Here is a 21,423-nt window from a genome sequence, read left to right as displayed (position 1 = left end):
AGGATACTGGGACACATGACTCGTGCTCTGTTGGTAGTCGATGTTCAGAACGATTTCACCGAGGGTGGTGCTCTGGCCGTGGTCGGCGGTGGGGAGGTGGCGCGCAGGATCAGCGCGTACCTCGCCCGGAGCGGCGACGACTACGACCTCGTGGTGTCCTCACGCGACTGGCACGACGGCGACAGCGACAACGGTGGACATTTCGCCACCGACGCTGCCCCGGATTTCGTCACCACGTGGCCCGTGCACTGCGTCGCGGGAACGGTCGGCGCGGAATATCACCCGGATTACCGAACCGGCAGCGTCGACGTGCATGTCTACAAGGGGCAGGGCAGACCGTCGTATTCGGCGTTCGAAGGCGTCACCGAGGACGGAACATCCCTGTCCGAGATCCTGACCGCCAACGAGGTGACGGCCGTCGACATCGTCGGTCTCGCCACCGATTACTGCGTGCTGGCGTCGGCGAAAGATGCAGTGGCACAGAACCTGGACGTTCGGGTTCTCACCGATCTGGTGGCCGGGGTCGCTCCCGAGACCTCCGCAGCGGCTCTCGACGAACTCCGCGAAGTCGGAGCAGCAGTGGTGTGAAACAGCAGTGGTCTACGAGTCGATCGTGGTGGTGATGGACGTGACCGACGGTGCCGCGGGGGTGCTGCCGAAACCGAACGTCACCGGGGGAGTGACGGGCGTCAGCGAGCCGAGGTCCTCTCCTTGCCAGGATGCGACGACGTCGACGACGCGGTGCTGGTGCCTGGCTCCGTAGTATTCGCGCCTGCCTCCGCCGGCGCTGCCGCGAGTTCGCACTCCGCGCAGTATCACTCGGGCGATGGGGTCGCTGATCGTGCAGAACCACGGTGCGGTGGACACGGCGTCGGGGACGAGGCTCAGGGCGCGGCCGAGAACCGTCGGTCCGGCCACTCGGATGCGTACCGACAGATCCCCGGCCACGACGGACCGCCACCCGTCGGGCTGTTCGGAGAAGGTGACCGGTACCAGCTCGGTGGAATCGAACGAGTATGTCGCCGTGACGAATTCACGTACTGCCTCGTTCGGTGCCACGAGTAGGCGTCGACCGTCCGCGAATTGGACCATCACATCGGTGAATTCGCCGAGGGGCGAGCGCGTCCAGTGTCCGACGACGATGCGCACTCCCGACGTCGTACCTACCCCGTAGATCTCTCCGTGAAACCGTGATCTGGTCATCTTCGTGCACTCTCACCTAGGTAGCACTATGCGGTGCATAGTGGAGGTCATGGCGTCCTCGCAACCCACTGTATTCGTCCTGTTCGGCGCGACCGGAGACCTCGCGAAGCGAATGGTTCTGCCGTCGTTCTACCAACTCCACGTCGAAGGCCTGCTGCCGGAGAAATGGATCCTGATCGGCAACGGTCGCAAGGATTCGTCCGACGACGAGTTCCGCGACCACGTGAAAGATGTGCTCGACGAGTTCGCCGAGAACGTGGCCGACGACGATTGGTCGGCGTTCTCGAAGCGAATCCGTTTCGCGGGCAACGGCTTCACCGTCGACGATCCCGGCAAGCTCCCCGACGTCGTCGCCGACGCCAGGAAAGAGATCGGTGACGACGCACAGCTGGTGCACTACATCGCGCTGCCGCCGAGCACGTTCGTCGACTACACGAAGGCCCTCGGTGCACACGATCTCGCCGAGGGTTCCCGAGTGGTGTACGAGAAGCCCTTCGGCACCTCGCAGCACAACTTCGAGGAACTCGACAAGGCCGTGCACGAGGTCGTGAAGGAGGAACAGGTCTATCGCATCGACCATTTCCTCGGTAAGGAAGCAACGCAGAACCTGCACGTGTTGCGGTTCGCCAACGGCATGATCAGCGGCATCTGGAACTCCGAGCACGTGGAGCATGTGCAGATCGACGTGCCCGAGACACTCGACATCGACGACCGCGCCGAGTTCTACGACGAGACCGGTGCCGTTCTGGACATGCTGGTGACCCATCTGTTCCAGGTGGCCGCCGAGGTGGCCATGGAACCCCCTGCGTCGTTGAAGGCCGAGGATCTGCAGTCGGCTCGCGAAACGGTGATCGGGCAGTTCCGTCCACTCGACACCGACGAGGTGGTTCTGGGGCAGTACGACGGCTACCGCGATGTCGACGGCGTTGCCGAGGATTCGACGGTCGACACGTTCGTGGCCGCGAAGCTGTGGGTGGATACCGATCGCTGGCGTGGGGTGCCGTTCCTGCTTCGTACCGGCAAGATGCTCGGTGCCGGAGCGCAGCGGGTATCGCTGGTGTTCCGCAAGCCCGCCGACAGTCCACTGTCGACGCTGCCCGAAGACGGCGCGGTGCTCTCGTTCGACCTGTCCGGTGACGGCAGCATCGATATCGCCATGACGGTCAAGGAACCGGGACCGGATTTCGACCTGTCCGTCGGGCATCTGTCGTTGCCGCTGAAATCGGTGCCCGACGCGGAGCCGTTGAGCCCGTACTCCCGTCTGATCCTCGATGTACTGAACGGGGACCGATCGCTGTTCACCAGACCCGACGGCCTGGCCCACGTGTGGGAGGTGGCGGCGCCGCTGTTGAACGATCCGCCCGCGGTGAAGAACTATGCGCCGGGCTCGATGGGACCGACGGAAGCCGACGAGCTGGCTGCGCCCTGCGGTTGGTTGATCACCGGGAAAACCGAGGACTGATCACCGGAACGGTGAAGAACCGGGTCGGCTTTCGAGCCCCGAAACAGCCGGTGGGTCCTTTTTGTCCGAAACGATGGAATGGATCGCGTCTGGAACGTTATGTTCCTGTGGCCTGGTCACCCTCCGACTCGGGCCACGACGTGTCTTTCGAAAGGCTTACCCATGCTCCTCGATCTCCTCACCGGCCTCCTGCCCATCCTCGGCGGCGGCGAAGACGGTGGCATCACCGGACCCATCACCGGTGGCCTCACCGATGGTCTCGGTGAACTCCTCGACGGACTGCTCGGCGGAAGCACCGGTAGCTTCGGCTCCAGCTAGGCCCCATTCCGCGAAGTCCGACGGCAAGGCCCCGTTCCTCCACCGGCGAGGATGCGGGGCCTTTCCGCGGTCGCGGGAGCTCACGGGCGGCGCGGCATCAGCATCAGGGCCGCCAGGTAGATCAGCACGACTGTGCCACCGCTGAGCACTGCACCGGCGACGGTGGCGACGCGAACGAGGTTGACGTCCCAACCGAAGTAGTCGGCTATACCGCCGCAGACGCCTCCGATCATCTTCTGCGAGTTGGACAAGGTGAATTCTCTGGGGGAATTGCTCTCGAATGTCATGGTGAGAAGTCTGCGTCGCCGACGCCTGTGGGCACATCGGGGCTTTCACCCATATCGACCCGGAGAATCGAACGATCGAGAAACGGGTCGATATGCAAGTTCGGTGACTTTTACGACGCAGACACTCGACCTGTTGTCGGCGCGAGGATTACGGTCGGAAGTGTCGGTCGCTTCCGGTCCGTCCCCCTTGCAGACCGGAAGAGTGTCCGATGCGTCCGGTTGCGCTCGGTGTTCACCGAATCGCCATGGACCCGTCACCGATGAGCACTAACTTTCGGCGCATGACCGACTTCGATCTCCGCAACGGCGTGGCTGCACGCAAGAATCTCAGCGACGTGCGAGACATCACGACCGCCGTGGATCTTGCCGATACTTCGGGGTTCGTCGTCGACGACTCCGATGACGACGACCCGGTGCTGCTGACGATCCCGGGCGGTCACGTCGTCGACACGTGGCGGGAGAACTACCCCTACGACGAGCGTATGACCCGTGCCGAGTACGAACTCGAAAAGCGGCTGCTGCAAATCGAACTGCTCAAGCTGCAGATGTGGTCCAAGGACACCGGACGACGCCACGTCATCATCTTCGAGGGTCGGGACGCCGCCGGTAAGGGCGGCACGATCAAGCGGTTCATGGAGCACCTCAATCCCCGCGGCGCACGCGTCGTCGCGTTGGAGAAGCCGTCGGTGCGGGAGTCGACGGAGTGGTATTTCCAGCGGTACATCGGGCATCTGCCTGCGGCCGGCGAAATTGTGATGTTCGACAGGTCTTGGTACAACCGTGCCGGTGTCGAACGGGTCATGGGGTTCTGCACCGAGGAGCAGCATGCACAATTCGTTCGGCAGGCACCGCTGTTCGAGCAGATGTTGGTGGACGAGGGCATCAGCTTGACCAAGTTCTGGTTCTCGGTGTCGCAGCACGAGCAGCGCACTCGCTTCGCGATCCGGCAGGTGGATCCGGTACGGCAGTGGAAACTGTCGCCGATGGATCTTGCGTCACTGGACAAGTGGGATGCGTACACCGCGGCGAAGGAAGAGAACTTCCGCGCCACCGATACCGACGTAGCACCGTGGACCGTGGTGAAGAGCAACGACAAGAAGCGCGCGCGGATCAACGCGATGCGGTTCGTGCTCAACAAGTTCGACTACGCCAACAAGGACTCCGAGATCGTGGGCGAAACAGACCCGTTGCTCGTCGGTCGCGCGAAAGACGTGCTCGGAGAATAATTCTGAGCTACATACCGGGGTCTGCTCGGTGAACGTCCTGCGTCGCTTCGGTATCCGAGCGGCGAGTTCGTGCCGCGTTGTGCACCGCGCCGATGGTTGCGGTAGGAAAGTGGTAGGCCGTATTACCTACGGCTGTACGAAGAGACGAGCATCAGGAGTTCTCATGGGTTCAGCTGCGCAGTTCATCACCGACATTGCAACCGGAGTCTACGACGGCATCGTCGACGCGATCGTCGAGCAGATCGTCGGCGTGCTGACGTCGGGTAGCGCCGCGTAATTCGTCGGTCTACGAGTCGCGGTCGCTGTCGGGGGCGGCCGCGACTTTTCGTCTCCGTGACCGCTTTGTGACAGCTCACCAAGATTTCTGACTTTTCGATGCCAATGCGTGTACGAAACGTTATCCGTTCGGGTAGAAATCTTCATGCAGAGGTAATCGAGTGACGACCGTCACGTTCGATCTGCACATCCCTCGAACAACAAGGAGCCTGTCGCATGTCCGCTGAACTCGGTGACCTCTTGGCAATCTTCATCCAGCTCTTCTCGGGTATCAGTTCTTCCTCCGACTGACATCCCGGCTCCGCGCCGTAGGCCTCGGCCTGGACGGCCGACCGGAGCCGAATCGATGAACAGTAAGGCCCGCGACGCCGCGTCGGCGGCGAATCCCCCTCTCTCGAAGGAGTTTTGATGGAATTTCTCTCGCTGTTGCTGCAGTTGCTCGCTGTCGGCAGCTCCGAAGGAACAGGTTCGGTCGTCAACATCCCCGGCACGCTTCCCAGCTGAAGCGCGACCCCGAAGCCGGGCCCGACTCACCGTCGGGCCCGGCTTTCGTGGTTTCGAAGTGTCATTCACACGACCGAAATATCCTCCAGCGGTCGATGATTCGCCGCCGACCGGGTAGACCTGAGCCTCATCGTCGATGCGCTCGGTATCGACGGTAGTAGAGGGGGCACCATGCTCGAAGCCATAGTCGGATTCATCAACAGTCAGCTGTTCTGGTTCAGCTGGTCGACCGGTAGCTACCACCCGATCATCCTGTGAGGTAGTGCCCTGGGGAAAGTGCGGTCGCACCGTCATAGGGTTGGCCGATGCAGACGGTTCCGATTCAGATGCCCGACGGTTCGACGGTGCCGGTGACGCTGTTTCCGAGTGAGGGCCGAGACGATGCGCCCGTCATCGTCGTTCTCCCGGGTCTCGGCATCCCCGGCGGCTACTACCGGCTGTTCGCCGAAGCGCTCGTCGCCCGCGGATTCCATGCTGCGATCGGCGATCTTCGGGGCCAGGGGGACAGTAAGCCGAAGCCGAGCTCGTCGAGCAGGTACGGATATCAGGAACTGGTCTCGGTCGACTTTCCGGCGATCTTCGAGGTGGTGCGCGAGCAGTTCCCTGCCGCAACCCCGTATCTGCTGGGCCACAGTATGGGCGGACAACTGGGCGCGATGTACGCCGCCCGAATTCGAGGCAGGCTCGGTGGCTTGATCCTGGTGGCGTCCGGGTCGCCGTACCACCGCGGTTTCGGCACCACTCGCGGGGTCCCGCTGTACTTCGGCGCGGCGGCGATGGCGATCACCAGCAACATCGCCGGATTCTGGCCGGGGGACCGCATCGGGGTCGGCGGATTCGGTCGTCAATCACGAGTGTTGATCGACGACTGGTCCAGGTTCGCCCGAACGGGCTCGATCGAGCCGGCCGGTGCCGACATCGACTACGAGGAACGGATGGGCCGGCTGACCCTACCGGTGCTGGCAGTGACCATCGAGGGCGACGATCTGGCCCCCAAGGGTTCGATGGAGAATCTGACGGCCAAGCTTGCCAACGCCGACATCACCACCGAACACATCGACGAGCCGCTGGGCCACAACGGGTGGATCCGCAATCCCACCGCGGTGGCCGACCTGGTCGAGCGGTGGATGCACCGCTGACACAACCCCGTGCCGAACGATACGGTCGTTTGGACTAATTCATGCGATAAGTTCCAACTCCGCGCCCGTTCTGGTGTACAACGCTAGTGACTCAACTTCTGTTCTGCCGAAGATAGCGAGCACGTGTATGAACGGCCTGGGGGCTACAGCTCGTCGGATCGGTAGGGCTGTGCTCGTGGCCGCGTGTATCGCTGCGTCGGCCGCGCAGGGCACGGCCCTCGCCGCGCCCGACGCGGACAACGCGTCGACGTCGTACGTGGTGCGAACGGAGGAGACCGACGCCGTCGCCATGACGGCGTTCGTGCATTCGGCCGCGATGGATCGGACCATCCCGCTGAAGATTCTTCGTTCTCCGGACCGTGCGAAACCGAGCCCTACCGTGTACCTGCTCAACGGCGCGGGCGGTGGGGTGGACGGTATGGACTGGTACACCCAGACCGATGTCGTGTCGTTCTTCGCGGACAAGAACGTCAATGTGGTCACTCCCGTCGGCGGGGCCTATTCCTACTACACGGACTGGCAGCACGACGATCGCGCGCTCGGCCGCAACAAGTGGGAGACGTTCCTGACCCGCGAACTGCCTCCACTCGTCGACCAGCTGCTGAAGGCCAACGGCCGCAACGTCATTGCCGGAATCTCGATGGCTGCGACGTCGGTGCTCAATCTGGCGGCACACAACCCCGGTCTCTTCCGGGCGGTCGGCTCCTACAGCGGCTGCGCCTCGACCACCGATCCGTTGGGCCGCGCGTACGTCAAGACCGTCGTATCGATGGCGCTCGGAACCGACGTGAAGAACATGTGGGGCCCGGACGGCGACCCCGACTGGGTGCACAACGACGCTGTCGTCAACGCCGACAAGCTGCGCGGCACCGCGCTGTACATCTCCAACGGCAGTGGCCTGGCGGGGGCATCGGACACCTTCGACGGAACCAACCCCAACGGCCCCGGTTTCGTGCTGCTGAACCAGATGGTGGTGGGCGGTGCCATCGAGGTCGCCACCGGCGACTGCACCCGTCGACTGAAGAGCGCGCTCGAAAAGCTGGACATCCCAGCCCATTTCGAGCTACGGGAACGCGGGACGCACTCCTGGGGATACTGGCAGGACGATCTCCACAATTCCTGGCCTATGTTCGAGCAGGCTCTGGCCGACTGACATCACCGGCTCTCGAGGTGCCGCCACAGGAACTCGTACGTCAGTGCGGTCTTGAAAGCCAGCTGCGCATTGTCCGACGCCCCGCCGTGGCCGCCCTCGATGTTCTCGTAGTAGCTCACGTCCTGACCGAGCTCGGCCAGCCGCGCAGCCATCTTGCGGGCGTGACCGGGATGGACTCGATCGTCTCGGGTGGACGTGGCGATGAGTATCGGTGGGTACTTCCGCTCGGACGCGGCCACGACGTTCTGGTACGGGGAGTACTGCGAGATGAACTCCCATTCGGCGGGGTCGTCGGGGTTCCCGTACTCGGCCACCCAGGACGCTCCCGCGAGCAACAGGTGGTACCGCTTCATGTCCAGTAGCGGGACCTGACATACCAACGCCCCGAACAGTTCCGGGTACTTCGTTTCCATGATGCCCATCAGCAGGCCACCGTTGCTGCCGCCCTGGGCGGCCAAGCGATCGGCGGTGGTGATCCCTCGGGCCACCAGGTCGCGGGCGACCGCGGCGAAGTCCTCGTGGACCAGATGCCGGCCCGCTCGCAATACCTGGGTGTGCCAGGACGGTCCGTACTCGCCGCCGCCGCGGATGTTGGCAACGACGTAGGTGCCGCCGCGTTCGAGCCACGTTCGACCCATTGCTCCGCTGTAGCCGGGCGTCATCGAGATCTCGAAGCCGCCGTAGCCGTACAGCAGTGTGGGGCCGGGGCCTGCGTCGCCGCGTCGGACGACGAAGTAGGGGATCGCAGTGCCGTCGTCCGACTCCGCGAAGAACTGCTCCACCGTCATGCCGTCCGCGTCGAAGAAAGCGGGAGCCTGCTTCAGTACCTCCAGCGCGCCGCCGACCGTGCCGACCAGCAGCGTCGCCGGGGTGAGGTAACCCGAGGAGCCGAGGAAGAACTCGTCCCCGTTCTCCTCGGCGTCCGTACCGATGATCTCGGTCGACGCCAACTCCGACAACCCGTCGACGGTGGTCGTATCCCAACCGTGCGCACCGGGTGTGAGTACATGCAGACGAGTCCGGACATCCTGCAGCGTCACCAGCAGCAGATGATTCTCGGTCCAGGCGTACTGATGCAGGGATGTGTGCTCGTCGGGAGTGAACAGAACCGTCAGAGATGCTGTGCCGCTCATGAATTCGTCGAAGTCGGCCGCGAGCAGCGCGCCCGCCGGATGGGTGACGCCGTCGTAGGTCCACTCGGTCATCGTCCGAACCAGCAGCCAGTTCTCGTGGACCGACGTCGATGCGTCCGTCGGCGTCGGAATGCGGGTCACCGCCGTACCGTCGAGCACGTAGGTCTCGGAGTTGTAGAAGTCGGTGGACCGCTGCACGAAGTCGCGCTCGAATCCCGGCGTGCGGTCGTGCCACGCGGAGATCGAGATGTCCCGCGATTCGCCCTCGTAGACGGTCTCCGCGTCGGCGAGCGGGGTGCCTCGGTGCCATCTCTTGGTGATCCGCGGATAGCCGGATTCGGTCAAGGACCCCGGTCCGAAATCGGTGCCGACGAACACGGTGTCGGCGTCGATCCAGCCGATGTCGGTCTTGGCCTCGGGCAGCGTGAAACCGCCGTCCTCCGCAGCGCGGAACGTGCGGGAGTCGAGATCGAACTCGCGTACCACCGTCGCGTCGGCACCGCCTCGGGACAGCGTCACCAGAGCGCGCAGCTGGTCGGGGCGCAGTACCTGAGCGCCGCCCCATACCCAGTTCTCGCCCTCGTCGGCGGCCAGGGCATCGAGATCGAGCAGGACGTCCCATGCGGGTTCGTCCGTGCGGTACTCGTTCATCGTGGTGCGCCGCCACACCCCGCGGATGTGCTCGGCGTCGCGCCAGAAGTTGTAGAGGAACTGCCCGCGCCTGCGTGCGTACGGGATCCGCGCATCGGTGTCGAGAATCTCGCGTACACCCGCCACGGTGGCGTCGAAACGCTCGCCTGCCAGCGCCTGGATCGTCACCTCGTTCTTCTCGCGTACCCACGCGAGTGCGTCGTCGCCGGTGACGTCTTCGAGCCAGAGGTACGGGTCGTCCGAGAAAGCCATGGCACAGTTCTAGCAGCACACGTGCGGTCGGGTGCAGGACGCGTGCGAGGCTACCGGCTGGTAACGAAGACCAGGTCGAGACAGTGTCGGAGGGCACGACTACGCTGGGGACTCGTGACCTCACACTATGACGTCGTTGTCCTCGGAGCCGGTCCCGGTGGGTACGTCGCTGCTATCCGCGCGGCACAACTCGGACTCAGCACTGCCATCATCGAGAAGAAGTATTGGGGCGGTGTGTGCCTGAACGTGGGCTGCATCCCCTCGAAGGCGCTTCTCCGTAACGCCGAGCTGGCGCACCTCTTCACCAAAGAGGCCAAGCTGTTCGGTATCTCGGGTGAAGCATCCTTCGACTTCGGCGCAGCATTCGACCGCAGCCGCAAGGTCGCGGACGGACGCGTCAAGGGCATCCACTTCTTGATGAAGAAGAACAAGATCCCCGAGTACGACGGCCAGGGCACGTTCACCGATGCCAACACCATCGAGGTCGAACTGTCCAAGGGCGGCACCGAGACGATCACGTTCGACAACGCGATCATCGCGACCGGCAGCACCACCAAGCTGCTCCCGGGAACCGAGCTCAGCAAGAACGTCGTCACGTACGAAGAGCAGATCATGACCAAGGATCTGCCGGGCTCGATCCTCATCGTCGGCGCGGGTGCCATCGGTATGGAATTCGGGTACGTCCTGAAGAACTACGGAGTCGACGTCACCATCGTCGAGTTCCTCGATCGCGCGCTCCCCAACGAGGACAAGGACGTCTCGAAGGAGATCGAGAAGCAGTACAAGAAGCTCGGCGTCAAGGTCATCACCGGCGCAGGTGTGCAGAGCATCGACGACGACGGCTCCAAGGTCACCGTCGAGATCAAGCACAACAAGTCCGGTGAGAGCGAGACCTTCACCGTCGACAAGGTGATGCAGTCCGTCGGATTCGCGCCTCGCGTCGAGGGCTTCGGTCTCGAGAAGACCGGTGTCGAGCTCACCGATCGCGGTGCCATCGGCATCACGAACACGATGCAGACCAACGTCCCGCACATCTACGCCATCGGCGACGTCACCGCCAAGCTCCAGCTCGCCCACGTGGCGGAGGCGCAGGCCGTGGTGGCTGCCGAAACCATCGGCGGCGCAGAGACATTGCCGATCGACGACTACCGGATGATGCCACGCGCCACGTTCTGCCAGCCGCAGGTCGCGAGCTTCGGTCTCACCGAGGACCAGGCCCGCGAAGAAGCGCAGGCTCGTGGATCCGACATCAAGGTCGCGAACTTCCCGTTCGCCGCCAACGGCAAGGCACACGGCCTGGGCGACGCGACGGGCTTCGTCAAGCTCATCGCCGACACCGAGCACGGCGAGCTGCTCGGTGGCCACCTCATCGGCCCCGACGTCTCGGAGCTGCTGCCGGAGCTGACCCTGGCCCAGAAGTGGGACCTGACGGTCAACGAGCTGGCCCGCAACGTCCACACGCACCCGACGCTGTCGGAGGCACTGCAGGAAGCGATCCACGGCCTCGCAGGCCACATGATCAACTTCTGATCTCTGCTGTAGAACGACGAACGGCGGCGACCACCTCGGTGGTCGCCGCCGTTCGCTTCGTTCTGGGGTACTAGGACTGCTGTCGGGTACTAGGACTTTCGCCAGTGGTCGAATCGGCCCTTGATGTCCGACGCCACGTCGCCGATTCCGTTGCCGACGGCGTCGACGGCACCGGTGAAGCCGCTGCCGATGTCGCGGACCGTCTTGATCAGCGGGTCCTCCGACGTGTCGAAGTTGTTCTTGTACGTGCGGGCCGCGTTACGGAACTCCTCCGACACCTTGGCCTCGTGGTCGGTGGACCGGCGCGGGTAGTCGCCGCGGAGGACCGCCGCGTACTCGCCGGTGTCGACCCACTTCTTCAGCTCCGCAGCGCGCAGCACCGAGAACGGGTGCGAGAGGAGCTCGAGATTGAGCAGCTTGAGCACGCCGTCGCGCAGGTCTCCACTGGCCTCGTACTCGGCGGCCTGAGCGAGGAAGGCGTCGACGTCGATTTCGCTGATACGTGCGCCGCCCGCCAACTTGAGCTGCACGCTGATCGCGGTGTGCACGTCCTGTCCGCACAGTAAACCTGCTCTGTCGCCGGATAATTCGGACTTGCGCTGCCATTCCATCAGTCCCGCGATGACCGCGCGCAAGGCCCAGCCGCCCACCGGAACCCAGCCGACCGTGCCGGCGAGGCGCATCAGGTGCATGAGAACGGTGCGGTACACCGCGTGGCCGGACAGGGCGTGGCCCAGTTCGTGGCCGACGACGAATCGCTGTTCCTCGTAGGTCATTATGTCGAGCATGCCGGTGGTCAGGACGATGAACGGTCGATCCATCCCGATGGTGAACGCGTTGACCATCGGCGACTGAACCACGAACAGCTCCGGAGTTTCCTCCGCGCCGAGAATCTGCACACAATCGGCTCGAAGATCGTTCAGATCCTTGAACTGGCGTTCGTCGACGCGCACCGCGGTGGCCAAGTACATCAGGCGGTGCTGTCTCTCGCGCAGCAGTCCGGACAGCGTTCGCAGCACCGTGTCGAAGCCCTTGAGGGTGCGAAGAGTGACCAAGGCTGCTCGGTCCGAAGGGTGTTCCCAAGTGCGAGAAGAGATATCGGGAAACTCGATACGAGTACGGTCCGGTGCGTGTGTCACTGTGTGGCTCCCAGTCTGATCGGTCTGTTTGCCAAAGTATCAGTAAAAAGCCCTTCCGGTTCGTTCTTGACCACGGTCAGGTCTCGCACCGCCGGGGGTTAAGCAGGGTCGGTAGCGCTAATTCTTGGTGGCACTGACGAATTGGGCGAGACCGCGGATGTCCTGCTCGATGTCGGTCATGCCCGCAGCAGCGAACATCTCGGTGAACTGCCCCTTCGGGAACACGCGTACCCCGACGGCGGCAGATCCCAGGCCGACGACGGTGCGCAGCGGTGCCAGGCCCAGTTCACAGCTGGTCATGATGGCGATGCGTCCACCCGGTCGCAGGACGCGGATGAGCTCGTCGACCACCTGCAGTGGATGTGGCACGAGATACAGTGCGGCATAACAGCATACGGCGTCGAATGTCGCGTCGGCGTACGGGAGTTCGGCCGCATCGCCGCGAACGTATGCCGCACGCGGCCCCCGATTGTCGCGCACTGCGCGAGCGATCATAGCCTCGGAGATATCGAAGCCGACGGCGATACCGTCCTCGGTCAGCTGCTCCGACAGGAACCTGGTGAAGTTGCCGGGGCCGCAGGCGACGTCCAGGACTCGCTGTGGCCCGTGTAACCGCAAGTCGGCGACGGCCTTGGCGCGTTCGGCGGACATGGGCAGCCCGCCGATTCCCATCATCGATACTCCGAACGGTCGCCAGATGTTCTCGTAGATCGCCGCGACACCGCGGTTGTTCATCGCTCGGCTGGCCATCGTCGGATTGGGGGCCTTGGCGTTGCCCATGAGTTCGACGTAGCCGCCGTCGATCCGGGCGCTCGTGCGGACCGACTCCGGTTCGATCATCGCCAGAGCGCGGCGCAGTGCAGTCTCGGGTGTCTCGTTCATCGTCGTGGTGGCCGGTCGCCGTAGTCGCGTTCGACGCGGAGGGTGCCCAATGTGGTTGCGAGCCCGTCGTATTGGGTGACCAGCAAGACGAATTCGATGAGGCGACGTTCGTCGAACTGGGTCGCCAGTTCGGACCACGTGGCGTCGGTGAGCGTCTTGGTCTCGATCAGCTCGTCGACGGCAGTGAGGATGGTGCGGTAGCGAGTCGACAGCCCAGGGGCGTGCGGGCCGGTCATGATCAGCTCGAGCAGGTCTCGGTCGATGCCGGCTCGACGGCCCAGGCGGATGTGGTGGTCCATCTCGTATGCCGATTCGCGCAGGTGCGCCACCCGGAGAATCACCATTTCCGATTCCTTGCGGGAGATCTTTCCGCCCGGCATCAGATGGCCGCTGTAGAACAGCCACGCCCGGTACAGGCCGCCGGTTCGACCGAGAGTGGTGAACAGGTGGGGGTTGGGTACTCCTGCGCCCTTGGCGATGACCTTGCAGATGACCCAGTTGACGGGGCCGAGGGTGCGGGCGGTACCGGACGGAATGCGTGGAGTGGTCACGATCACATCTTACCGACTGGTAGCTCCGCCGTCCGGGGACGCGGCGGGGTAATGATCTGGAGGGTAGGCTAACCTCCTTTGTGTCTCGCATTGTTCTACCCGGAGGTCCCTCGAAGTGGTGCAGTTCAAGCTCGGTCTGACAGCGTTGGCCATCACCGCGCTCGCGCTGGCGGCAGGAGCGACGGCATGCTCGTCGGCCGATACCGCCGACGGGTCCGCCGGCGAAGCGACTCGAACGGTCGAGACCGTTCGAGGCTCGATCGACGTTCCCGACAATCCTCTGCGGGTCGTCACCCTGGAACCGGTGGAACTCGACACCACGGTCGCGCTCGGCATCGTGCCCGTCGGCACGGCGGTGCTCAGCGAAACCGCCGGTGTACCGACCTATCTCGGGACGGAAGCGGCCGGCATCGCCACGGTCGGCACGGTGGCCGAACCGACCATCGAGGACATTGCTGCCGCGCAACCCGACCTCATTCTCGGGACGGAGACTCGGCACGCGCAGTACTACGACCAACTCTCCGCCATCGCGCCGACGGTGTTCATCGCCTCCCAGTCCGATCCGTGGCGCGACAGTGTCCGATTCGTCGGGCGCGTTCTCGGCAAGGAAGCGAAGGCCGAGGAACTGCTCACCGCCTACGACGACCGGTGCGCCGAGATCGCCGAAAAGCACGACACCGCCGGGAAAACAGCGCAACTGATCAGGCCGCGCAGTGGTGAGCTGACCCTGTACGGGCCGTCGTCGTTCGCCGGAAGCACGCTCGAATGTGCCGGATTCACCACCCCGCCGCGGCCGGAATGGACCGACGAGATCTCGGTCGACCTCTCTCCCGAGCTGGCGGCTCAGGCGGCAGCGGACTTGATCGTCGTCACCGCCGACAACCCGTCGGACCCCGCCGCAATCCCGTCGTCGATCACCGACAACGCTGCGACACTGCCCAATCCGCATGCGGTGGACCTGTCGTACTGGATCACCGGCGTGGGGCCCATGGGCGGACAGACCGTGCTCGACGACATTGACCGAATCCTGTCGGCTGACTAGTTGGGTCGTTCCGCAGGCTCCACTCCTGTCGGATGCCAGCTGACGCGTTAGATTCGGACCGCGCCGGCCAACGCCGCGGCCTGACGGGCGCGCTCGACCACTCGGTCGCGGGACGAATCGATATGTGCAACAAGCGTATCCAGCGCCGTGTCCAGCTGCCCGGTCAGCAGGTGCTCGACGATCGCGAGATGTTCATCGATCGCCGAGACCACGGCCGAGGCGTCGAGACCACCGAGAATACGCACGGGCCGCACCTTGGCGTTGACGGCGCACAGGGCCTCGGTCAGAGCCGCATTGCCCGACGCGGCCGACAACGCGACATGGAACTGCTCGTCCATGGCGACCATGTCGTCGGTGGTCTCCGGTGGGTGCGCACGCAACCCGGCCCACGTCGCCGCCAACGCCGACAAGGCAGCCCGATCGAAGGACTGCGGCGTCGAGCGAGTGATTCCGCGGGACTCGAGAGTCGACCGCAGTTCGTACAGATCCGGTAGGTCGCCGAGCCGGGGACGATAGGGATGCAGACCGGCCTCGTCGCGCACGACCAGACCGTCGGCTTGCAGACGTGCCAGCGCCTCTCGCACAGGAGTGCGCGAGACGCCGTACAGCTCGGCGAGACGCTCCTCGCCGAGCCGTTCCGTGGAGCCGATCGCACCGGAGATCAGATCCCGGCGCAGTGACGAATAGACCTTCTCGCGAAGGTCCTTGCGCGGCACGATACGCCCGGTCAGATCGCCATGGCTGCGCGCACGTCGGCCTCGGAATCGGATCCGCCCACACCGGTGGACGTGATCCGGCCGGCCTCGAGAATGTAGTACTTCTGGGCAGATTCCAATGCGAAGCCGATGTGCTGCTCCACCAACAGAACTCCGAGACCGCCGCGGCGGGTGAGCTCGATGACGGTGCGCTCGATCTCGGCGACGACCGACGGCTGAATGCCCTCGGTCGGCTCGTCGAGAATCAGCATCCGCGGTTCGGTGATCAAGGCTCTTGCGATGGCGAGCTGTTGGCGCTGGCCGCCGGACAGTAGGCCGGCTCTGCGATTCAGCAATTCCTTCAGCGCCGGAAAGAGGTCGAGTGCCTCGTCGATCAGTGCCTTGCCGCGCTTGCGCCCGTCGGCCACCACCTGCAGATTCTCCGCTGTCGTCAACTGACCGAACGACTGCTGGCCCTGTGGCACGTACGCCAGTCCGCGGGCGACGCGGGCGCTGGGCCGCAACGCACTGACGTCCTCACCGTCGAACATGACCTTGCCCGAGTTCACTTTCAACAGCCCGACCGCCGCGCGCAGCAGCGTCGTCTTGCCCGCACCGTTGTGGCCCATCACCGCCGCGACACCGTCGGCCGGAACCGTCAGCGACGCACCGTGAACGACCTCGCTGCGGCCGTAACCTGTTCTGACGTCGACCAGTTCAAGCATGATCGGCTCCCTCTTCTGCGATGTGCTCGAGTTCCTCGCCCGCCGCGGCGGTGCCGAGGTAGACCTGCTGAACCTTCGGATCGGCCTGCACCTCGGCCACGGTGCCCTCGGCCAGAACGCGTCCGGCCGCCAGCACTGTCACCGAGGTCGCGAACATCCGCATGAAGTCCATGTCGTGCTCGACCACCACCACGGTCCGTTCACCGCCGATGCGTTGCAGCAGCTGGCCCGTCTCCTTACGTTCCTCGTGGCTCATGCCGGCGACCGGCTCGTCGAGCAGAAGCACATCGGCGTTCTGCACCAACAACATTCCGATCTCGAGCCACTGCTTCTGGCCGTGCGCCAGAATTCCTGCGGCCTTGTCTCTCTGGGCCGTCAGACCGATCGTCTCGAGGGCCTCCTCGATCTGGGGCAGAACCGATGCCCGACGGCGCAGCATCGTCAGCACGGATCGTCCGGACCCAGCGGCGATGTCCAGGTTCTGCAGCACCGTCAGATTCTCGAAGATGCTGGCCGTCTGAAAGGTTCGACCGATACCGAGCCGGGCGATCTGATGCACCTTCTTGCCCAGCAGTTCCACTCCGGACTTGGTGACCGAGCCGGTGGCCGGAACGAGACCGGTGATGGCGTCGATCAGCGTGGTCTTGCCGGCTCCGTTCGGTCCGATGAGGAAGCGAAGATCGCCCTGCATCAGCGTCAGATCGACGTTGGTGTTGGCCTTGAAGCCATCGAAACTGACTGTCAGATCGCGGACTTCGAGGTACTGACTGGACATGCCGGCGTTGCCGCCGAACGTGGGCTGCGGGCCTTCGACGTGGATCATCGTGCGAGCTCTTTCTCTGGTTCCGCGCTGGCCTCCGGGACCGATTCGGGCTCTTTCTTTCGCTTGCGCAGTGCGAAGAGTCCGGCGATGCCGGCGGGGAAGAATCCGACGACCACGACGAACAGCAGACCCTGCGCATACGTCCAACCGGACGGGAATTGCTCGGACAGCGTGGTCTGCGCCCACGCGACTCCGAGCGCGCCGAGAACCGGGCCGAGCAGAGTGGTGCGGCCGCCGATGGCGACGCCGATGAGAAACGCGATGGACGGAACGATGCCGACGTCGTTGGGGGAGATGATGCCGACGATCGGGACGAACAGCGCACCGGCGAGACCGGCGAAGAACGCTGCGGCGACGTACGCGACGATCTTCACGTTCGCCGGGTCGTAGCCTAGGAAGCGCACTCGCTCTTCCTGATCGCGGACGGCCACCAGTAGTTCGCCGTAGCGCGAGTACATCAGCTGGCGGGTGATGGCGACGACGACGAGCAGTACACCGGCGGCGATGAAGAACAGCATCTGCTTGTTGGCGGGGTCGTTGAGGTTGAACCCGAAAAACGTGCGGAACCTGTTGAGTCCGTTGGATCCACCGGTGGTCTGCTGTCCGATGAGCAGGATCGCGAAGGCGGCGGCCAGTGCCTGACTGAGGATCGCGAAGTACGCGCCCTTGACGCGACGCTTGAACACGCCGAGGCCGAGCACCAGCGCCACCAGTGCCGGCACGAACAGGATGCCCAGGATCGTCGTGATGGGCGAGGTGAACGGCAGCCAGTACGAGGGCAATTCACGGATACCGGCGATGGACATGAAGTCCGGTACCGCGTCGCCGCGCAGATCGGCGTCGGAGATCTTCAGATGCATGGCCATGATGTAGGCACCGATGCCGAAGAAGACACCCTGGCCGAGGGTGAGCATTCCGCCTCGGCCCCAGGCCAATCCGATACCGACAGCCACAATTGCGTAGCAGATGAACTTGCCCAGCAGATTCAACCGGAAGTCGCTGAGGACGGCGGGAGCCACAGCGAACAACAGGATTGCGGCGAGCGCGAAACCCAGCAGAGCGCCGCGCTTGGCGATGAAGTCGCTCATACCAGGCTCCTTGTCTTGACAGCGAACAAGCCCTGCGGGCGGGCCTGGAGGAAGATCACGATGAGGACGAACACGATGACCTTCGCGATCGAGGCCGTGGTGCTGTATTCGATGAACGAGTTGAGAATCCCGAGGGCGAAGGCGGCGATCACCGCGCCCTTGATCTGGCCGAGTCCACCGACGACGACCACCAGGAAGGCGTCGATCAGATAACTCTGTCCCACAGTGGAACTCGTGGATCCGATCAGAGTCAGTGCCACGCCCGCGACGCCCGCCAAACCGGAGCCGAGGAAGAACGTCGAGATGTCAGTCCTGCGGCTCGAGATGCCCGAGGTTTCCGCGAGATCGCGGTTCTGCACCACCGCGCGGATGCGTCGACCCATTGCGGTCTTCTTCAGCGCGATCGACAGTGCGACGACGGCGACGACCGCCAGCACGAGAATGAAGATTCGGGTCTTGGGCACCACGGCACCGAGGATGTCGACGCCGCCGCTCAGCCATTCCGGCGAGACGACGTTGACCGCCGGGGCACCGAAGATGTCGCGAGCGAGCTGCTGCAGGATGAGCCCGACGCCGAACGTGACGAGCAGGGTGTCCAATGGACGGTGGTACATGCGCTGGATCAGCGTCACCTCGAGCAGCACACCCATTGCGCCACCGACGAGGAAGCCGACGATCAGCGAGATGAACAGTGATGCACCGCCGGTCGAGACGATCTGCTGCACAACGTAGGCCGTGTACGAGCCGGCCATGATGAACTCGCCGTGTGCCATGTTGATGACGCCCATCTGACCGAACGTCAGTGAGAGCCCGAGGGCGGCGAGCAAGAGAATGGATCCGATCGACAGGCCGGTGAACAACTGTCCGATCACGACGTCCATGGGGGAGCTCCTTCGGAGCATGTGAGTGGAACTTCGTAGCAGGCTACGAAGTTCCACTCACATGGGTGGTGGTCAGTTGAGGTCGGAGGCCCAGTCGTAGGTCTCGAGGAACGGGTCGGGAGCGATGGCTTCGGGGGACTCCCACACCGTGTAGATCAAGCCGTCGGGCCGGATCTCGCCGATGCGGGCGGTCTTGGAGATGTGGTGGTTGTCGCCGTCGATGACAACCTCGCCCTCGGGAGCGGCGAAGCTGACACCGTCGGCTGCGGCCTGAATGTCGGCCACCGCGAACGAATTTGCCTTCTCGACGGTGTTCTTCCACAGGTAGACCGAGGTGTACGCGGCTTCCATGGGGTCCGAGGTGGGCTTGTCGGCACCGTACTTCGCCTTGTAGTCGGCGACGAACTTTGTGTTCTCCGGGCTGTCGACGGTCTGGTAGTAGTTCCAGGCAGTCAGCTGGCCCGCGATGTTCGCGGCTCCGATGCCCGCCACCTCTTCCTCGGCGATGGACACCGAGATGACCGGCATGTCAGCAGCTTTGAGGCCGGCGTTGGTGTACTCACGGAAGAATGCGACGTTGGAATCACCGTTGAGCGTGTTGAACACGGCATCGGCGTCGGCGGAGCGGACCTTGTTGACGATGGTGGAGAAGTCCGTCGAACCGAGCGGGGTGTAGTCCTCGCCCTTGATCTCGATACCGTTGGCGGCCGCATACGCCTTGATCTCGCGATTGGCGGTCTGCGGGAACACGTAGTCGCTGCCCACCAGGTAGAGGGACTTGACGCCCTTCTCCTTCAGGTAGTCCAGGGCCGGGATGATCTGCTGGTTGGTGGTGGCTCCGGTGTAGAAGATGTTCTTCGACGCCTCGAGGCCCTCGTACTGCACGGGGTAGTAGAGGAGTGCGTCGTTGTCCTCGAACACCGGCAGCATCGCCTTGCGCGACGACGACGTCCAGCCACCGAAAACTGCTGCGACACAGTCGCTGCTGATGAGTTTCTCGGCCTTCTCGGCAAACACGGTCGGCTCGGATGCGCCGTCCTCTGCGACGACCTCGATCTGCTTTCCGTTGACGCCACCGGCCGCGTTGATCTGCTCGACGGCCAGTGCGATCGAATCACGCACTGTCACTTCGCTGATCGCCATCGTGCCGGACAGGGAGTTGAGCGAGCCGACCTTGATGGTGTCACCGGAGGTGTCCACACACGAGGTGGACGAGCCTCCGCCGCCCTCGGCGGTGGTGGTGTCGCTCGCCTTGCTACCGCAGGCAGTGGCAACCAGGCTCAATGCAGCCAGTGCTGCGGGAACGACCATGACGCGCTTGACGGACATGCGCTTCGAGACAGCAGGCATCTACGGCCCTTTCGGAAAGTGTGTATACGGAGATGTATTCGCGATTGCGAACAGTAAAGGCAACTTATTGCGTTGGTATTTTCTGCGGTGACGAGTCTGTTTCTCGCGTTACGAGTAGGTAAAGGCGAACGAATGACAAGACTGCTTGACATTTTCTGACAAGCAGAGTTGACTTTTTGTCATGCCCGGATCCAACAACGTTCGCGCGCATCGCAAACAGGCACGCATCACGCAGGCCGAACTCGGCACCATGTGCGGAGTCAGCCGGCAGAGCATCGTCTCCGTCGAGGGCGGCGACTACGCACCGAGCGTGTACCTGGCACTGCGACTGGCCCGAGCACTCGACACGACAGTCGAAACACTGTTCGGCGACGACGAAGGGAAACGAACATGAGCGCATTCACCAAAGCTGCCCGCTTCGTGGGAGACCTGGACGACGACTTCTACGCCGACGAACTACAACGCGACATCTGGAACGAGGCCTCGGCCGTCGGATTCCAATCCCTGCTGTGGATCGGAATGATCGTCGGCGCTGTACTGCCCTTCGCGGCGGGTGTCACCGGGGCCTGGGTGGCATTGGGAATCTTCGTGGCTCTCCTCACGGTCGCCAACGTAGTTGTGGGGTACGCCCGAGCGCGGGGGATCGACATGTACACCTCGCAGAAGCTTCGCCGGTCGCGGATCGGGGTGTTGGTGGTTCTCTATCTCGTGGGTGCTGGTGGTGCCGGCCTGCGCCTGCTGCTTCATTACGGACACGGGAGGCTCGCACCGATCCTGGTCGGTGCCGGCATCGGCCTTGTCGGAGGTCTTGCCGGTGTCGTGGTGGGCATCAGGGGTAGGCGGCGGCAGGCCCGACAGGCCGAGCGTGCCGCCGAGCTGGCCGAGCAGCGGGCTTTCGATACGGACGAATGAATTGGGTCTCGAATGTGTCGCACGATCTGTTACAGGGTGCAAGGATGCGTAAAGGCTTCGGTTGGACCGTCTCCGTTTCGCAGATTTGCAGGCCGGAGGGTATGTTCTGACCGATGACATCGCGATTTCCCGGTGTTGCGGCTGTAGGGGTGCTGTTCGGCGGCGGTTTCGGTAACGCGGACGGATGCACGTTCGATGTAA

At 63.8% G+C, this 21,423-nt stretch carries 22 protein-coding genes; 10 read left to right on the top strand and 12 right to left on the bottom strand.

Annotated elements, in window-relative coordinates; all coding sequences use genetic code 11:
* The first annotated feature begins 15 nt into the window (after positions 1-15).
* Complete coding sequence (locus CH268_RS19185; protein WP_094665590.1) at positions 16-588, top strand: isochorismatase family protein; 573 nt, start codon at positions 16-18, stop codon at positions 586-588.
* 12 nt (positions 589-600) lie between these two features.
* On the opposite strand, the gene CH268_RS19180 is transcribed toward CH268_RS19185, so the two are convergent.
* Positions 601-1,203 carry a hypothetical protein gene (locus CH268_RS19180; protein ID WP_032386158.1) on the bottom strand — a complete coding sequence of 201 codons (603 nt, stop codon included), beginning with the start codon at positions 1,201-1,203 and terminating at the stop codon, positions 601-603.
* Between the two features lie 49 nt (positions 1,204-1,252).
* Here CH268_RS19180 and CH268_RS19175 point away from each other — a divergent pair, with 49 nt between their 5' ends.
* On the top strand, positions 1,253-2,665 hold the full coding sequence (locus tag CH268_RS19175; protein ID WP_032390714.1) for a glucose-6-phosphate dehydrogenase: 1,413 nt from the start codon (positions 1,253-1,255) through the stop codon (positions 2,663-2,665).
* A gap of 162 nt (positions 2,666-2,827) precedes the next feature.
* Positions 2,828-2,983, top strand: a complete 156-nt coding sequence (locus CH268_RS27955; RefSeq protein WP_155288427.1) for a hypothetical protein — start codon at positions 2,828-2,830, stop codon at positions 2,981-2,983.
* Positions 2,984-3,063: 80 nt separating this feature from the next.
* Here the strand turns inward: CH268_RS27955 and CH268_RS19170 are convergent, their stop codons facing one another.
* Positions 3,064-3,270 carry a PspC domain-containing protein gene (locus tag CH268_RS19170; protein WP_027498428.1) on the bottom strand — a complete coding sequence of 69 codons (207 nt, stop codon included), beginning with the start codon at positions 3,268-3,270 and terminating at the stop codon, positions 3,064-3,066.
* A gap of 281 nt (positions 3,271-3,551) precedes the next feature.
* Here CH268_RS19170 and ppk2 point away from each other — a divergent pair, with 281 nt between their 5' ends.
* The 3 genes from ppk2 to CH268_RS19155 all read left to right on the top strand — a co-directional run bounded on the left by ppk2 (position 3,552) and on the right by CH268_RS19155 (position 7,568).
* Positions 3,552-4,496, top strand: a complete 945-nt coding sequence (gene ppk2 / locus CH268_RS19165) for a polyphosphate kinase 2 (protein ID WP_094665588.1) — start codon at positions 3,552-3,554, stop codon at positions 4,494-4,496.
* A 1,085-nt stretch (positions 4,497-5,581) separates the two neighbouring features.
* Entirely contained in the window at positions 5,582-6,415 is an 834-nt protein-coding gene (locus CH268_RS19160) for an alpha/beta hydrolase family protein (RefSeq protein ID WP_027498426.1), read from the top strand.
* Positions 6,416-6,542: 127 nt separating this feature from the next.
* Entirely contained in the window at positions 6,543-7,568 is a 1,026-nt protein-coding gene (locus CH268_RS19155) for an alpha/beta hydrolase (protein WP_094665586.1), read from the top strand.
* A gap of 2 nt (positions 7,569-7,570) precedes the next feature.
* Here CH268_RS19155 and CH268_RS19150 read toward each other — a convergent pair whose 3' ends face one another.
* The gene (locus tag CH268_RS19150; protein ID WP_094665584.1) at positions 7,571-9,604 is read right to left on the bottom strand and encodes a prolyl oligopeptidase family serine peptidase; all 2,034 of its coding nucleotides are present in this window, start codon (positions 9,602-9,604) and stop codon (positions 7,571-7,573) included.
* Between the two features lie 114 nt (positions 9,605-9,718).
* Between CH268_RS19150 and lpdA the strand changes: the two genes are divergently transcribed.
* Positions 9,719-11,134 (top strand): dihydrolipoyl dehydrogenase, encoded by a 1,416-nt coding sequence (lpdA, locus tag CH268_RS19145; protein ID WP_032365160.1) that lies wholly within the window; start codon positions 9,719-9,721, stop codon positions 11,132-11,134.
* 89 nt (positions 11,135-11,223) lie between these two features.
* On the opposite strand, the gene CH268_RS19140 is transcribed toward lpdA, so the two are convergent.
* The 3 genes from CH268_RS19140 to CH268_RS19130 form a co-directional block, all read right to left on the bottom strand.
* Positions 11,224-12,273, bottom strand: coding sequence for a M48 family metallopeptidase (locus CH268_RS19140; protein WP_032365161.1), 1,050 nt, complete (start codon positions 12,271-12,273; stop codon positions 11,224-11,226).
* A gap of 117 nt (positions 12,274-12,390) precedes the next feature.
* Positions 12,391-13,155, bottom strand: coding sequence for a class I SAM-dependent methyltransferase (locus CH268_RS19135; protein ID WP_255182448.1), 765 nt, complete (start codon positions 13,153-13,155; stop codon positions 12,391-12,393).
* Complete coding sequence (locus CH268_RS19130) at positions 13,152-13,712, bottom strand: carboxymuconolactone decarboxylase family protein (RefSeq protein ID WP_027498420.1); 561 nt, start codon at positions 13,710-13,712, stop codon at positions 13,152-13,154. The genes CH268_RS19135 and CH268_RS19130 overlap by 4 nt, the downstream gene beginning before the upstream one ends.
* Positions 13,713-13,824: 112 nt before the next feature.
* On the opposite strand from CH268_RS19130, the gene CH268_RS19125 reads away from it, so the two are divergent.
* Complete coding sequence (locus CH268_RS19125) at positions 13,825-14,748, top strand: ABC transporter substrate-binding protein (RefSeq protein ID WP_441346989.1); 924 nt, start codon at positions 13,825-13,827, stop codon at positions 14,746-14,748.
* A 47-nt stretch (positions 14,749-14,795) separates the two neighbouring features.
* Here CH268_RS19125 and CH268_RS19120 read toward each other — a convergent pair whose 3' ends face one another.
* From CH268_RS19120 to urtA, 6 genes are all read right to left on the bottom strand, one after another.
* A complete protein-coding gene (locus CH268_RS19120) occupies positions 14,796-15,464 on the bottom strand; it encodes a GntR family transcriptional regulator (protein WP_094665580.1) in 669 nt (222 codons plus the stop codon).
* Between the two features lie 11 nt (positions 15,465-15,475).
* Positions 15,476-16,168 (bottom strand): urea ABC transporter ATP-binding subunit UrtE, encoded by a 693-nt coding sequence (urtE, locus tag CH268_RS19115; protein WP_032373723.1) that lies wholly within the window; start codon positions 16,166-16,168, stop codon positions 15,476-15,478.
* The gene (gene urtD, locus CH268_RS19110) at positions 16,161-16,991 is read right to left on the bottom strand and encodes an urea ABC transporter ATP-binding protein UrtD (protein WP_094665578.1); all 831 of its coding nucleotides are present in this window, start codon (positions 16,989-16,991) and stop codon (positions 16,161-16,163) included. Before urtD ends, urtE begins: the two co-directional genes overlap by 8 nt.
* Positions 16,988-18,079 (bottom strand): urea ABC transporter permease subunit UrtC, encoded by a 1,092-nt coding sequence (gene urtC, locus CH268_RS19105; RefSeq protein WP_032389028.1) that lies wholly within the window; start codon positions 18,077-18,079, stop codon positions 16,988-16,990. The genes urtD and urtC overlap by 4 nt, the downstream gene beginning before the upstream one ends.
* On the bottom strand, positions 18,076-18,960 hold the full coding sequence (gene urtB, locus CH268_RS19100) for an urea ABC transporter permease subunit UrtB (RefSeq protein ID WP_027498414.1): 885 nt from the start codon (positions 18,958-18,960) through the stop codon (positions 18,076-18,078). Before urtB ends, urtC begins: the two co-directional genes overlap by 4 nt.
* 72 nt (positions 18,961-19,032) lie before the next feature.
* The gene (urtA, locus tag CH268_RS19095; RefSeq protein ID WP_032369802.1) at positions 19,033-20,310 is read right to left on the bottom strand and encodes an urea ABC transporter substrate-binding protein; all 1,278 of its coding nucleotides are present in this window, start codon (positions 20,308-20,310) and stop codon (positions 19,033-19,035) included.
* A gap of 181 nt (positions 20,311-20,491) precedes the next feature.
* Here urtA and CH268_RS19090 point away from each other — a divergent pair, with 181 nt between their 5' ends.
* The gene (locus tag CH268_RS19090) at positions 20,492-20,704 is read left to right on the top strand and encodes a helix-turn-helix transcriptional regulator (RefSeq protein WP_032389029.1); all 213 of its coding nucleotides are present in this window, start codon (positions 20,492-20,494) and stop codon (positions 20,702-20,704) included.
* Positions 20,701-21,222, top strand: coding sequence for a hypothetical protein (locus tag CH268_RS19085; RefSeq protein ID WP_032381223.1), 522 nt, complete (start codon positions 20,701-20,703; stop codon positions 21,220-21,222). The genes CH268_RS19090 and CH268_RS19085 overlap by 4 nt, the downstream gene beginning before the upstream one ends.
* The last annotated feature ends 201 nt before the right edge of the window (positions 21,223-21,423 follow it).

The sequence above is a fragment of the Rhodococcus sp. 06-1460-1B genome (assembly GCF_002258475.1).
Taxonomy (GTDB): Bacteria; Actinomycetota; Actinomycetes; order Mycobacteriales; family Mycobacteriaceae; genus Rhodococcoides; species Rhodococcoides fascians.
The sequence above is the reverse complement of the archived record's forward strand: the minus strand, read 5'-3'. Positions and strand labels throughout refer to the sequence as shown.